Annotated in this window: 11 protein-coding genes; 1 reads left to right on the forward strand and 10 read right to left on the reverse strand. The window is 35.6% G+C overall.

The genetic code is table 11. From position 1 onward, the window contains the following. Positions 1-29: 29 nt before the first annotated feature. The 8 genes from LEUM_RS07480 to LEUM_RS07515 form a co-directional block, all read right to left on the reverse strand. The gene (locus LEUM_RS07480) at positions 30-563 is read right to left on the reverse strand and encodes a 3'-5' exonuclease (protein WP_011680197.1); all 534 of its coding nucleotides are present in this window, start codon (positions 561-563) and stop codon (positions 30-32) included. A gap of 2 nt (positions 564-565) precedes the next feature. Further along, positions 566-1,054, reverse strand: a complete 489-nt coding sequence (locus LEUM_RS07485; protein ID WP_011680198.1) for a GNAT family N-acetyltransferase — start codon at positions 1,052-1,054, stop codon at positions 566-568. Then, positions 1,051-1,500, reverse strand: a complete 450-nt coding sequence (tsaE, locus tag LEUM_RS07490; RefSeq protein WP_011680199.1) for a tRNA (adenosine(37)-N6)-threonylcarbamoyltransferase complex ATPase subunit type 1 TsaE — start codon at positions 1,498-1,500, stop codon at positions 1,051-1,053. Before tsaE ends, LEUM_RS07485 begins: the two co-directional genes overlap by 4 nt. A gap of 69 nt (positions 1,501-1,569) precedes the next feature. Next, on the reverse strand, positions 1,570-2,724 hold the full coding sequence (locus tag LEUM_RS07495) for a class C sortase (protein ID WP_011680200.1): 1,155 nt from the start codon (positions 2,722-2,724) through the stop codon (positions 1,570-1,572). Then, positions 2,717-3,904, reverse strand: coding sequence for a class C sortase (locus LEUM_RS07500; protein ID WP_011680201.1), 1,188 nt, complete (start codon positions 3,902-3,904; stop codon positions 2,717-2,719). The genes LEUM_RS07495 and LEUM_RS07500 overlap by 8 nt, the downstream gene beginning before the upstream one ends. A 138-nt stretch (positions 3,905-4,042) precedes the next feature. Next, positions 4,043-5,569: a SpaH/EbpB family LPXTG-anchored major pilin gene (locus LEUM_RS07505; protein WP_011680202.1), complete on the reverse strand. Its 1,527-nt coding sequence runs from the start codon at positions 5,567-5,569 to the stop codon at positions 4,043-4,045. Further along, complete coding sequence (locus tag LEUM_RS07510) at positions 5,559-6,683, reverse strand: pilin N-terminal domain-containing protein (protein WP_011680203.1); 1,125 nt, start codon at positions 6,681-6,683, stop codon at positions 5,559-5,561. Before LEUM_RS07510 ends, LEUM_RS07505 begins: the two co-directional genes overlap by 11 nt. Continuing rightward, positions 6,680-9,442: a SpaA isopeptide-forming pilin-related protein gene (locus LEUM_RS07515; RefSeq protein WP_011680204.1), complete on the reverse strand. Its 2,763-nt coding sequence runs from the start codon at positions 9,440-9,442 to the stop codon at positions 6,680-6,682. Before LEUM_RS07515 ends, LEUM_RS07510 begins: the two co-directional genes overlap by 4 nt. 466 nt (positions 9,443-9,908) lie before the next feature. Between LEUM_RS07515 and LEUM_RS07520 the strand changes: the two genes are divergently transcribed. Continuing rightward, positions 9,909-11,021, forward strand: coding sequence for a helix-turn-helix transcriptional regulator (locus LEUM_RS07520; protein ID WP_010293598.1), 1,113 nt, complete (start codon positions 9,909-9,911; stop codon positions 11,019-11,021). A gap of 79 nt (positions 11,022-11,100) precedes the next feature. Here the strand turns inward: LEUM_RS07520 and nrdG are convergent, their stop codons facing one another. Beyond that, positions 11,101-11,682, reverse strand: a complete 582-nt coding sequence (gene nrdG, locus LEUM_RS07525; RefSeq protein WP_002815265.1) for an anaerobic ribonucleoside-triphosphate reductase activating protein — start codon at positions 11,680-11,682, stop codon at positions 11,101-11,103. Further along, positions 11,618-13,828 (reverse strand): anaerobic ribonucleoside-triphosphate reductase, encoded by a 2,211-nt coding sequence (nrdD, locus tag LEUM_RS07530; protein ID WP_011680205.1) that lies wholly within the window; start codon positions 13,826-13,828, stop codon positions 11,618-11,620. Before nrdD ends, nrdG begins: the two co-directional genes overlap by 65 nt. Positions 13,829-13,937: the final 109 nt, after the last annotated feature.

Here is a 13,937-nt window from a genome sequence, read left to right on the forward strand (position 1 = left end):
AGCCCTGCATAAATTGCACGGCTTTTTATTTATTTATTTTTAACATATGGCTTAAGTACTTCTGCTCCAAAATGATTAGATTCATAAATTAAGATGTTGGCTGCAGCTACTGCATCATCAAGCGCGTTATGGTGATGATCCAATGTAATCCCTAGATTACCAGCCACAGTGTTTAACTTATGATTTTCGAAATTTGGAAATAATTTACGACTAGTTTGAACCGTGTCCAACAACAAATAATGCGGTTCATCAATATCGTAATACTGCAATGTTCCTTTCAAGATACTATTATCAAATGATGCGTTGTGGGCCACCACTAATTTATTTTCTGTGAAAAAAGGTGAAATTGTTTGCCAAACTTCGGGAAACTTTGGCGCGTCAGCTACATCTTGTCGATGGAGACCATGAATAGCTGTGTTGTACGAGCTAAACGTTGTTTCCGGCTTGATTAATGAATAAAATTTATCAACTACTTGATTATCACGCACAATTGCTAAGGCTATAGAAACTGCCGAATGCTTTTCGCGGTTTGCTGTTTCAAAATCCATTGCTACAAAATTCATAGTTATAACTCCAAGATCATTCTTTGTAACTCTGTATCACGACCATTTGGTAAGGTAAAGTTCTCTTTTTCATCAACACTTAAGAACCCGTATTTCTGATAAATATGCACGGCGATGTCATTATCAATTTGTACATCTAACCATACCTTTGATAACCCGTTAAGTTTAGCCCAGTCCAGAAGTGACCGCATTAAATCCTGACCAAGACCAGCACCGTGAAATTGTTTCAAAATAGCCACACCGATTTCTTCATTTTCGATAGATCCTATTCCTACCGGTAATGATTGTTCACCTTGTTCAGCAATCAACAACAAAGTAATCGCCGGCGCATCGTTTTTTACAGATATTTCATCCCCATCACGCATACTTGCAATCAAAAAAGTATCTGTTTCCACCATTAAATCTTGAATTAATTGTTGCCATTCAGCAGCTCTAGCTAAGCTGGCTTCTTCTAAGCTGAACGCAATCGGCTGGTTCATATCGAATGTCATAGTTTTTCCTCAATTTCAATAACTGAACCAACACCTGCGATACTTATTGTTCGTTCGTTATCATCCTCACCTCGAGTAAATGTGATGTCCAATCGATTATTTGGCAACAAATCATTCATATATTGCGGCCACTCAATAAGCGTTACACCATCCGTACCGATAAAATCCTCGAATCCTTGATTAGCAGCACCTGTCATTTCCAATCGATAAGCATCAAAATGATAAATGGGAAAATCACGCGCCATATAAGTATTCATAATATTAAATGTCGGGCTCTTAACCCTTGACTTCACCCCTAAAGCGCGTGAAAATCCCTGGGTAAAGGTTGTTTTCCCCGCTCCTAAATCACCATTCAGCGTGATCACTAAACCAGGATAAACAAATGATGCTATTCTACTAGCTAAACTTTGTGTTTGCTCAAAATTGTTTGTTAAAAATTCTTTCATTGTTTTATTATAGCACGAGAGAATTGGTAAGATTAAATCGAAATATATTTACTTTTTTGAGTTCATGCATTATCTAATAATCCACAGTTTATTGTTATCCGAATGGAAAAAAGGTTTTGACTTTTTAGTTGGATAAAAGGTCATATTCTTATCCTTTAGTTTTTTTACGCCAGCAATAACCCCGCTATTTTTGTTAGTTGTAGCCTCTTTAACATAGTAGAGTCTGCCTGGAATATCATCAAATGTAACAAGCCCTTCATCATTTGAATGGCGAATTAATGATTTTCCATCTCTTTTTAAAGCAACTTTTTTATTCTTAGAAAACAATTGAAAGGCAACAGATGAAACGGGATTACCATCAGCATCTAAACGATAAAATGATAAATCAAACTTTTTCTTAGCTAATTTGATACGTATGATGCGTTTATACAAGAAAAGAAATTGCAATACAATTAATAAAATGATGACAATAATAATAAGAACTTGCTTGATATTGTTAAACTTATCAGCATTTTCAATATTTTTTGCCATATTTTTATTATAAGGAACTCGATATCCTGTCACCAACAAACGATGTGAATTGACCATATAAGGTGTGCAGGTTATTAGCGTTACCAAGTCTTTATCAGGTTCAACTTGCAGCCCTTGGTAATCTTCAGGTTTGACAACTTCAATTTTAAAAACTTTATAGGCTAATTTTTTATGAAATACCGTTAGTACAAAAGTATCGTTTTTCTTAACATGATTTAAGTTCGTAAATAACATTCGTGAAGCTAAGCCACGGTGCGCGGAAATAACACTATGCGTGCCTTTCCCACCCAGAGGAAAAGATGTTCCTTGTAAGACGGTTGCGCCATAGTTAAGTGTTTCTTCATTTGTCGTATCAAAAAGCGGAATATGCACATTAATTTTAGAAATACTAATTGTACCAATTAAATGCTTCTTCAATACCACATGCTCTTTGTAAGTGGAACCAGAAAATGGGTCACTCCCAGGTTGAATGCCATCTTTTCTTAACTGTGCATTTTTCTGTTGCATACGTGCTTCTTTTGCTGATATATCTTGATTAGTTTCCTTTTGAATTGTCTTGATTCGTTGCTGGTCAATAAAATGATTCAATGCACCGACATAAAAAGGATACAACGCTACTAAAAATCCTATAAGAAAAATAATATTTAAAAATATATTTTGTTTATTCTTTTTTTTACTGGTTTGCTTAGTCATTTGTTGCATCACCTTCTGTTTGAATTTGGTAACCATTTTTAACTACTTTTTTTATATAGAATTTTTTATCCTTTAAATGTTTAACTATCGCTTTAAAAGGTTTGAGGTTCATGTTTGGATTCATCGGAACTATTTTATACCTGCCACCATTAATTTGACCAAACGATACATAGCCTCTTGAGTCACTCGTAGACTCACATAACTCACCTTGGTCATTTAATATTCTTTTACCAAAATAATCTACTACAGTGAATTTATGACCAGAAATGAGACGTCCATTATTATAAACAAAAAATGATAACTGATAATTTCTTTTATGTGACAATAGTTCAATAAGCTCACGTTTGATGATATAAAAAATTAAAGCCATAAAAATAAAAATCAGTGCTGTCAGACAAAACAAATATTTTCCTTGATATGATACTGCCTTTTTTTCTTGTTTATCAAATGAACTTTTATCCAACGGCACCCTTTTCCCAGTAACCAACAATCGATGTGTGTTCACCATATAGGGTGTACATGTGACCAACGTTGCCAAATCTTGGTTATTTTGTATTGTGATATCACTTAGATCTGTTGGTAAAACCACTTTGATTCGAATAACTTGATAAGCTAAACGTTTCCCATACACTTTCAAAAAAAACTTATCGCCTTTTTTTAATTCGTGCAGATGAGTAAATAATTCTTGATTAGGCAAACCACTGTGCCCCATCAAAACGGTATGCGTACTTTTGCCACCAACAGGATAAGAACTGCCAGGTAATAATGTAATTCCTTTATACAAAAGGCTGTCAGTCGTTGTATCAAACACCGGTAAACTCAGAGATATTTTAGGAATGAATATACTTCCTAACGAGTGCTTTTGATAGTACTCTCTACTCTCCTTGGGTACATTTTCCAACGTTTGCCCCAAGATATTCTTGACAGGTGATATACCAAGTTGTTGATTTTTTTTTGACTTTTGTTTGTTTTTTTTGATTAATTTTTCAAGTTTCTTGGCACTGGCTTTCTGATTGCTTTGATTTAGTTGATTCACAGCATTTAATTCTTTTTGGGCCACATAGTTATTCACGCCATTAGCAATAAAAGGATACATGAACACCAAAAAGCCAATGAAAAACATTAATGCAATGAACAGTTTCAGAAAAATATTAGCGTTATTTTGTTTTTGTTCTGCCATCGTTCTAGTTATCCTTTGAAACCACGGCTCATAATATCAATGAAAACCATTATTCCAAAGAATTATGAACATAGTATTCATTTTTATAAAAAAAGTGCTTACCACGAACATGGTTTGCACTTTAGTTTTCAAATATGATTAAATATTTTGGTTCTTTTTATTACGCTTATTCCAAACATATGCGCCACTCATCAAAAGTGCACCTGCAATCAAGAACAAGTAGATACCAGAACCACCAGTTGATGGTAAGATACCCTTCTTAATGTTTGTCACAGTGATTGTTTGATTGTCAGCATAGCTTCCTTTAGTAACTGTAAACTTAACAGGAGCTGTCAAAAGCGCATAACCAGCTGGAGACTTTGTTTCAACAAGTGCATAGCTTTGACCATCAGCCAACTTGTTTGAATATTCAAGACCCTTTAATTCAACTGATCCTTGATCATTTGATGTATATGTTGTCGCTGAGTCATTATTTGATGCCCATGTGTATGAACCATCAGTTGCTTGCGTTGCGTAGGCAACTTTGTCACCATTAGCATTTAACTTAACCAACTGGAACTCTGCACCAGCAAGCTTTGCAGCACTTTGCTTGTCTTGCTTAACGAATTTCACACCACCAGTGTAAATTTCAGGTCCTTGAACCGGTGTAGAAGTAACATCTGTTCCGTTACCAATATTTAACGTAGCCGTGTTGTTCAATGCTTTGTCAGGAACAGCAGCATTAGTCAAGGTAGCATCATAAGTAACTGTTAACTTTTTACCGGCAGCAGCCTTAACAGCAGCTGCAGTTGGATTAAATGTTATTTTAAAACTTTTACCATTTTTGTCAGTTGCATCAGTTGCTGAAACTGTATAGTCAGTTCCTTTAGTTAATCCTGCAACCTTTACCGTAGTAGCATCATCATCAATACCTAAGTTGGGCGTATCAACTACATTAAATGTATCTTTATCCGCAATGTTCCATGGTACTGCTATTTGCAATTGATAACCAAATTTTTGACCATAAGTGGCATTATAGACCTTTGATCCATCAGGCAATGTCACAATCAAATCTTTTTTACTTTCGTCACTTAAATCTTTTGTAATAGCATCAGTTTGTTCGTTTTTGGGATAAACGTGAACATCAGAATTAATTTCTGAGTCTGACCCTGACTTATAAACAGGTAAAGCTAACACAATTGGAGCAGCTTTTTGTGTGACATTTGTTGGTGAATTTGTTTCAACAAACAAGTAAACCTTGTCTTTATCGCCGTCCTTAGACTTCAAATTTGAAAAAGTTACTGTGCCATCGGCTCCAGCTGTTACACCTTCTGCAACTTTTGTGGCGTAACTTGGTGCAGCATCAGCGGCATCAGATTGAACCTCTTGGGATGCTTTTTCAGCAGTGTCACCACTAGAACGTAAGTTCAAATAATGGTCAGTTACATCATAAGCTGTAAAAGTAACACCTGCTAATGGCGTTCCACCAAAATTATTATCTACTTCACCTGTATTGGTCTTACTATCCGGTACTTGTCCTTCATCAAAGACCCTTTTATGCAATGTAACATTAACACTATCTGTTGTGTCCGCAGATACATTAGTAATACCAAACAAGGCTGATACTAAAAGAGGAAGTACGAGTAAAATCGCATTAGCCATTTGTGACCATGATTTACTTTTCATTTTTAAAACTCCTTTTTAATTGTAATTTCTTCTTATAAATTTTTATCAATATTACCAATAAAATAATCAACAAACCGACTAAAGAAATTGAACCAATTGCTATTCCTGTTTCTGGTAAGAATGGCAAGCTAAACGGTGGTTTCTTAGTGGGTTGCTTTTTTTGGTAATTCAAAACTCTCGGACTTGCATTTTGATACACGTCATTAGGTATCACACCCGCAGCTATTTTAGACAACGGCTCGCCATTAACAGTAATTGGCGGTACATTAGCTAAGCTAGTGACTGCTGGAATATTAACACTAATGTGTTGTGCCTGAGAAGATATTTCAAAGTTCTTTAATGTTTGAACTTCTTGAAAATAATATTGACCCGCGGGTAGCTTACTATTATTCAAAGCAACTAAACCGGTATCATCAGATACGACTTTTTTTACTTCTTTTTCATGTAATGGGTCATCAGTGGTTTTCCAACTATTGTCATCAGTCAGGTATTTTTTTTGGTTGTCAACTGTTTTATACAACACAAATTTGACACCTGCTAATGGTAATTCTTTATGATCAAGCGTTTTTCCATATTTAAAAAAATATGGTATGCGTGTCACAATAGCAGATTTGGTCTCAATTTCAAGCTTGTTTTTATCCATATCTTGATTTCTTAGCGAAAATGCGACTGGATCACTAACCTGCTCATAGGATAAACCATCACTTTCAAGTTGGCTACTTTTTTGTTGCACAATAAGATAAGCTTTTCCATATTCTTTTGAAACATGAAATGTTGCTTGTCCATTGGCATCAGTAGTTTTAGTATCCATCAAACGAATATGATTGTCTTGAATATAATTTTGAATACCCTGATTTTGAGATTTCAAATCTTCAAAATAATTTTCATCATTTTCATGCTTCTGGTAATCAGCCGTCAAATCATACAATTGAAATGTTACGTTACTGCCAGGAGTATAGGATACTGGATTTGATTCATACACACTCAACTGATGATGCAATTCTATCGTAAATTGGTTATCAGTATCGGCTAAAACCTTTAAATTGTCTTGTTGCAAGCTAAGCAACCCAAATGAAATACAGGTAATGATAAACACAATCATTTTTTTAATCATGATCGGTTACCCCTCTTTATTCGGAAAATATAATAACCGCTAGCACCCAAGGCAATTAATATAAAGGCCCCAGCTATCAACATGTAGCGCACAATACCAGTGCCACCTGTAGATGGAAAAACAGTTTTATTTGAATTGTTGACCGTTAGGCTAATCTGATTGTTACCTGCATCATTTTGTAAAGTTGATTTCCAATCGCCATTATTGTTAGTTACCTTAACACTGCCATCATCAGAAATTATTATTGTGACATCTTTACTAGCAATGTATCCATCAGGAGCTTTTGATTCTTTCAAAGTATATGTTCCTGATGAAAGATTTTCAAAAGTGAAAGTCGACGTTGGATCGGTTTCTTTGTAAACTGATGTTTTGCCATCAGAGTCAGTTAATGTGAATTTAGCACCTTTTAGCGCATTTCCAGTTGTTTTGTCAACTTTATTAACTGTCAGATTAAACTTCTTGAAAGTATCATTTTTGACAAATCTAACAACATTATTCTTATCAGTATTGTTTGATTTGTCAGTAGCAATAGAAAAACCATCTTTATAGCCGTTGCCATCCGTGGTTGGTGATTTCACATTAATACCTTGACCGCTACTTGACCATTTTCCATCTTGCGATAGTGTTATTGGATAAACCGTAGAATCAAGTTGATACCCAGATGGACTCTTAGTTTCTTGAATGGTGTAATCCCCTGGTGTCAGTTGCTGTAACTGATTATCTTTTAATGTATAGGACTGCTTTCCATCCGTTGATTTAACAATAAATTCAGCACCAGTGAGTTTATTTTTCGAGTTACTTGCATACTTATCAATAATCAAACCATATTGTGTATTTGTTATCGTTGACTCATTTATTTTGTTAGTAATGCTTGAAACGTAACCATCCGTACTTTCGTTTAGCACCTGATAATTGAACGTTCCACCTTTGTTATCATAAGCTGGTAACGAAACCGATTGATTATTTCTATTCAACTGTTTGAAAGTTTTAGACCAATTATCCGATTTACTCAAAGTACCAGTTGCCCGCCAATCGTTTGATTGGTTGTTCGTAGTTCGCGTTACTTCAAAATTAATACTATCTGGTCGCTTCGATGAATCAGTCAACTCTTGCCATTGTTTGATAACCTTTAGCTCCGTTCCAGGTGCTTTCGCAGAAGGAACACCAAATTCTACAGCGTTACTATCCTTTGTCGGTGTAAATGTTGTTTTGCCATTCATCTGATACCAGTAATCCGGTTTAAAATTATCTGATTCAGTATTTAAATGCACCTGATAATGTATTTGAATTTCTTGATCTTTCCCCAGATTAATATTACTTACAGAGATACTTCCGTTTGATTTGGTAACTGTTGGTAAATTCTGAACAACACTACTTCCTACACTCTTAACCGTCGGCGTGTCATCTCCATAAATAAATTGAGAACCTAACGGATCTGAAATACTTCCTTGGTTGACCGTGTTGAATTGACTCAGAACATCTTTTGCTTGATTTTTCAAATACGTTTCCACATCAGATGCACTGTTAGCATCTTGATAAAGACCAGATGAAGCAATTAAACTAGCTCTGGAACGTACATTATTGGAGGATAGATAAAGTGGCGAATCCCAATAATTATTATTATTATCATCACCTAACTGTATTCCTAAAGCATGTATTTCGGTACCACTATCTCTACTGATTTTTGCTTCTCCCAGCGTTGCTGCCCAAGTATTCCAAATTTTGACATTGTTACCAGTATTGTAATATAGTCCATAATTCTGTGCACTTGTAGTTGCTCCGTTAGGATCAGTTCCACTAATGTAACGATTTTTCCGACTTTCCCAATTATTTCTCCCACTTACAAATTGTGAAGTAGATCCGGGTTGATCCTGATCTGAGGAGGAAAATGCTGTTCCATAAGTCGTTCCTGAAATAGTTGTTGCTTGGGTGACTTTATAAGAAAAGGTTGGAACACCGTCTGTCAGTAAAATCATCATTTTTTTGTGATCATTTTTATCGTCGTCGAGCATTTTTTGACCTCTACGAATTCCCAATTGTGTGAATGTTCCACCTGAAAAAGTCGGAGATAGAGTTTTATTTATTTGTTCTGTCTGCCCAGTTGTTGAAAGGCTCTGCATCCCAACTTCTAGATACCCGTTTGAACCGGTAACATAGTTTCCTGGGCTTGAGAAACCCACCAAACCAACATTAACGTACTGGGAAATTCCAGCATCTTTAATTGCTTGTAGAAATTGTTTAACGCCATCTCTAGTAGCCTGAGCTCTGTTACTTCCAGACGGATTATTCGCCGGCTCCATTGATCCCGACATATCAACAACTAACACAATATCGATCGGTTTAATATTCTTAACTTCATTACCTTTGGCGTTCAAGTAGACATCGTATAACCCAGGTGTGGACGTTTCTTTAGCATACTTACGAATTTGGTAATCTGGGTTACTAGTGTCAGTACCAAATTTCAAATATGATTTTGATGTATCAGATGAATCCCCATTCCAACTGCTATTCTTGTCCCAGCCATTACTAGCATCTCCACCTTGATGATTTATTACCGTATTTTGACCTGGAATAGTCCACGAATTAGTGGGAAATACGCCTGTACTATTACTCGTATACTGTGGCGTAATATCACTCGCAGCAGATACTGTAGTTAGTGGAATCATCAGCGCATTTGCTACTAATGTTGACAATATCAACAAAATTCCAAAGACACGCAGAAATAAGCCGTTCACAATCTTGTGAATGTTATTTTTCATATTTCTCCCTTCTAAGAACTCTTCAGCGTTCTTGTTTTAAAAATCATCACTTCTCTCACAAAGTGTTAAAATTGCTAGTTTGTATTGAGAACCGCAATTTTAAAAATACAAACTCTTTTTGATAAAAGTTTAGTACAGGCTAAAATATATTATGACTTTCACCAATTACAGAATCTGTAACTATGTGATGTACTTCTCTATTTTTATCCACCTTTCTCTACAAATTACATGTGATTATTCTCTCGAAATTAAGCTGTATGATCACAAGTACTTCATATTATGTATGAATCCTTTTGCAATTTCATGATAAAAAAAGGTAGTTTATATCAAAATAAGATATTTTGCTTCCTGATGTTATATTTATTACTTAATAGTTTTTATACAATTATGAATAAATACATTTTATAAAGAAAGAACAAATGCTAATAACACGTTTAATGATTAAATGTAATTTCCGGGAGAAGTAATGAAAGATATTAAAAAGTTAGCAAACATTTTAAATGCTGATGTTATTTTGATTGACATTGCCACAAAACAAGTAAATTACTTAGATGAATCTACTAATAATTCCAATAAAAATGTTGTGAATTTATTAATTGATAATATTGAGCTGCTCACAAATCACATTTATCAATCTCTAGACTATAATTCTGGTCATATTTTAACTTGCCATGTCAATGAAGAAAGCATCGTTTGCTTCTCTTTTAAATACGACGATCCACTATCAACGAGTAGTGAGTTAATGATGTTACATTCCCTTTCAAATCTAAAATCCATTTCTCAAATCATCTATACTTTATATAATTCTAACGATGCGCCAGAAGAAGAGGTCCACATTACAAAGTTTTCAGATAAACTCCACATCAAAAAAGAAAGCAGCGAATCCTTTGATCCAAAAACTTTTTTTAATGCAGAAACTGATATTATCAAATCGATTGTTTATTCACGTAAAGCCAGTTTAATCTCAGCACTTGAAAAGTTGTCACGTTTAAAAATAATTGGTGAACGTTTTGCCTCCAACAACATGATTAGAGGCGAAAAAGATACGCTTATTTCCTATGTCTCAATTTTAAACCGAGCGATTATCCAGTGGGGGTACCCTGTCGAGTCAGCATTTCAATTGCATAATGAGCTTGTGCAAGAAATTGAACTATCTCCTCAGTTCCTGAATTTTTTTCAAGTTATTAGAGAAATTACTTGGCATTATTTTAAAATTGTACAAAACCATAGGGTTCACAATTTTTTACCACTCCACCAAAGAATTAAACAATATATAAAAGAGCATATTAGCGAAAACATTACACTCGATGACATTGCTACCGCACTGAATGCTTCGAAAAAGACATTGAATCCAGCGTTCAAAAGAGAGTATAAAATAACGATCACTCAATTCATTAGGCAAACCAAAATAGATACGGCAAAAGAATTGTTGATTGCTTCGAATCTCACATTACTGGAGATTTCAAATTTACTATCTTTTTCAACCGCAAGCTATTTTGTCAAAACTTTCAAAGAAATAACCGGAATAACTCCTAATCATTTTCGCCAACATTTTTTTGATGAAGAACTTCATTTGTAAATATTAATCAATAAAAAAATGTGTACACTCGTTTTATAAAAACGAGTGTACACATTTTCCAAAAATTACTATTAATAAATCATCGCACTAACTTATCCCAAATGACAACTTCATTTTGTGCCAACGATTTAGGTACATCAATAATTCTTTGGTTAGCGCTACCTCTAAACTGTAATGTTAAATCTTTTTCTTCTTCCAAGAAACGACCATCCACCAGAATATCTAGTAAGGATAATAACCGCATCTTATCATAGGTCTCTTGTTCCAGCTCTTCCCATGTATAACCAGTCCACGACCAAATATCTTTCGAATGGCCAAATTCTTTCCGAATCCGACGGCAGAGCTGTAAACATACATCTGTATTTAAGAATGGTTCCCCACCTAACAGCGTCAACCCTTGGACGTAGTCTTGACTCAAATCTTCAATAATTTGGTCTTCTAGTTCTTGTGTATAGGGCTGTCCAAAATGAAAGTTTTGCGCGGCAACATTGTAGCAGCCGGGACATAAAAACAGACAACCACTCACATATAGACTGCAACGAACCCCCTCGCCATCAACAAAATTGAAGGCTTTATAGTCAGCTACATAATTTTGACTATACTTTTGCGCGGTCCATTCTTTGGGCATCGGATTGTTTGGTTTTCGCAAAGGTCGCGACATTTTCAATCATCTCCTTAGTTAAATTCTTTTGACGTGAAATTATTTCAACATGTCGACCATGAACCATTGGTCGTTGCTGAGGATTTCCTAGATAGCCACACGTTCTTTTGACCACATCACACAATTCAGGATCATGGTTACCACACTCAGGACACATAAAGCCACGCGCTGTTGATTTGAATTCACCCGCAAAGCCACACTTGAAACACTTGTCGATGCACGTGTTGGTTCCTAAATAGCCAACGTGATCGTAGGCCCAATTCCATACAGCTTCTAATGCTTGAGGATTTTGTTTTAAGTTAGGATATTCACAATAGTGGATAAAACCGCCCGACGCATATTTTGGGAACGTCTCTTCAAATGCTATTTTTTCAAATGGTGTTGGATGCTTTCTAACATCGTAGTGGAAACTATTGGTATAGTACTGCTTATCAGTAATATCAGGAACAGCCCCAAATTTTTCTTGGTCAAGATGGCAAAATGTATCGGTCAAAGATTCGGCTGGTGTCGAATACAAACTATAGTGATAACCACTCTCTGCTGCCCATTCTTGACAATAATCATGCATTCTTTTAACAACTGCTTCAGCAAATTGATGTGCTTCAGGATTCTTTTCCCAGTCTGGCCCAAAGAATGCAATGCATGTTTCATAAACGCCCACATATCCTAATGAAATCGTAGCGCGGCCGTTCTTAAACACTTCATCAACACTATCGGTGGCCTTCAATCTTTTGCCAAAAGCACCATACATATACAGTAATGGTGCATTTTCTGGTACAGCTTCTTTGGTACGTTCAATCCGGTAAGCTAGCGCATCATGACATAGCGCCATTTTCTCATCAAAAATCTTCCAGAACAGATTCATATCACCCTTAGCAAACAGGGAAATACGTGGCAAGTTAACTGAAACAACACCCAAATTCATACGTCCAGAATTAACTTCAACGCCTGTTTCATCTTCCCAGCCTTGTAAGAATGAACGACAACCCATCGGTGTTTTGAAACTACCTGTCAATTCAACAATTTTGTCGTACATTAATAAATCAGGATACATACGTTTGGTTGAACATTCCAAAGCTAATTGCTTAATATCATAGTTTGGATCTTCTTGACTAAAATTGAGCCCTTTTTTCAAAGTAAAAATTAATTTTGGGAAAATGGCCGTGCGCCGCTCTTTCCCTAGTCCCTTGATACGAATCTGTAAAATAGCTTTCTGGATTTCGCGCTCTAACCAGCTTGTTCCCAATCCAAAATTAACAGTTGTAAATGGTGTTTGCCCTTGCGACGAGTACAACGTATTGATTTCATACTCCAGTCCTTGCATCGCATCGTAAATGTCCTTGCAAGTCTTCTCTTTGGCATACTCTTCTTGTCGGTCAGCATCAATCCATTTTTTGGCGTCAACAAGGTGCTTGTCATAGTTTATTTGTGCGTAAGGCGCAAGTAACTGATCAATCCGATTAGCTGAACAACCACCATATTGTGAAGATGCAACATTAGCAATGATTTGGGCCATCTGCGCAGTGGCCGTTTGAATAGAATGTGGTGAATCCACCCACGCATTTCCAATTTTATAGCCGTTTGTTAGCAAGTTTTCAAAATCAATCAAACAACAATTGGTAGCTGGTGTGACTGGTGAATAATCCAAATCGTGCCAATGGATATCTCCACGTAAATGTGCTTTGGCTACCAAAGGTGGCAGCATTTGTAATCCTAATGCACGACTTGCCGCTCCCGCTTCCAAATCACGTTGCGTATTGAATACGCGACTATCCTTATTGGCATTTTCATGAACGACACTCTCATCTTGTGCAAAAAGTTTCTCTATGCGTTTTTGAACATTTGAAGCATCGGAAAATTTTTGTTGATCAGCTACGTAGTATGAATTGTAAGCATCCACAGCATCCAGCTGTTCATATTTTTTAAGTAAGGAAACCAATAAATTACGAATTTCTATTGCTGTGATACTCGCTTGGTTCGCCAACATTTGATATAAATCACGGTTGATATCGTTGATAATATTTTCTGATAAATTGAGTTTTTCTAAAATAAAATTAATTTTATAGGCATAGAATTGTGTCCCCTCACCACTATGCTTGATTACTGTTAAATCAGGTAACTTCATAAGTTTAATCGTATTGTTCATTACTAAACTATTTCCTCCAGTGCTATTTTTTAAATTGCTATAACTTAAATACTACAACTATTTTTTCAATAAGAATAGGACAAAAAATGTCCTATTTTCGAATTTAATT

This window comes from Leuconostoc mesenteroides subsp. mesenteroides ATCC 8293 (genome assembly GCF_000014445.1).
Classification (GTDB): Bacteria; Bacillota; Bacilli; order Lactobacillales; family Lactobacillaceae; genus Leuconostoc; species Leuconostoc mesenteroides.

What these genes read in the sequence shown, in the direction of transcription:
- LEUM_RS07485 (WP_011680198.1), bottom strand. Translation starts at nt 1,054, where the DNA reads ATGACATTCGATATGAACCAGCCGATTGCGTTCAGCTTAGAAGAAGCC.
- LEUM_RS07480 (WP_011680197.1), bottom strand. Translation starts at nt 563, where the DNA reads ATGAATTTTGTAGCAATGGATTTTGAAACAGCAAACCGCGAAAAGCAT.
- tsaE (WP_011680199.1), bottom strand. Translation starts at nt 1,500, where the DNA reads ATGAAAGAATTTTTAACAAACAATTTTGAGCAAACACAAAGTTTAGCT.
- LEUM_RS07505 (WP_011680202.1), bottom strand. Translation starts at nt 5,569, where the DNA reads ATGAAAAGTAAATCATGGTCACAAATGGCTAATGCGATTTTACTCGTA.
- LEUM_RS07495 (WP_011680200.1), bottom strand. Translation starts at nt 2,724, where the DNA reads ATGACTAAGCAAACCAGTAAAAAAAAGAATAAACAAAATATATTTTTA.
- LEUM_RS07520 (WP_010293598.1), top strand. Translation starts at nt 9,909, where the DNA reads ATGAAAGATATTAAAAAGTTAGCAAACATTTTAAATGCTGATGTTATT.
- nrdG (WP_002815265.1), bottom strand. Translation starts at nt 11,682, where the DNA reads ATGTCGCGACCTTTGCGAAAACCAAACAATCCGATGCCCAAAGAATGG.
- LEUM_RS07515 (WP_011680204.1), bottom strand. Translation starts at nt 9,442, where the DNA reads ATGAAAAATAACATTCACAAGATTGTGAACGGCTTATTTCTGCGTGTC.
- LEUM_RS07510 (WP_011680203.1), bottom strand. Translation starts at nt 6,683, where the DNA reads ATGATTAAAAAAATGATTGTGTTTATCATTACCTGTATTTCATTTGGG.
- nrdD (WP_011680205.1), bottom strand. Translation starts at nt 13,828, where the DNA reads ATGAACAATACGATTAAACTTATGAAGTTACCTGATTTAACAGTAATC.
- LEUM_RS07500 (WP_011680201.1), bottom strand. Translation starts at nt 3,904, where the DNA reads ATGGCAGAACAAAAACAAAATAACGCTAATATTTTTCTGAAACTGTTC.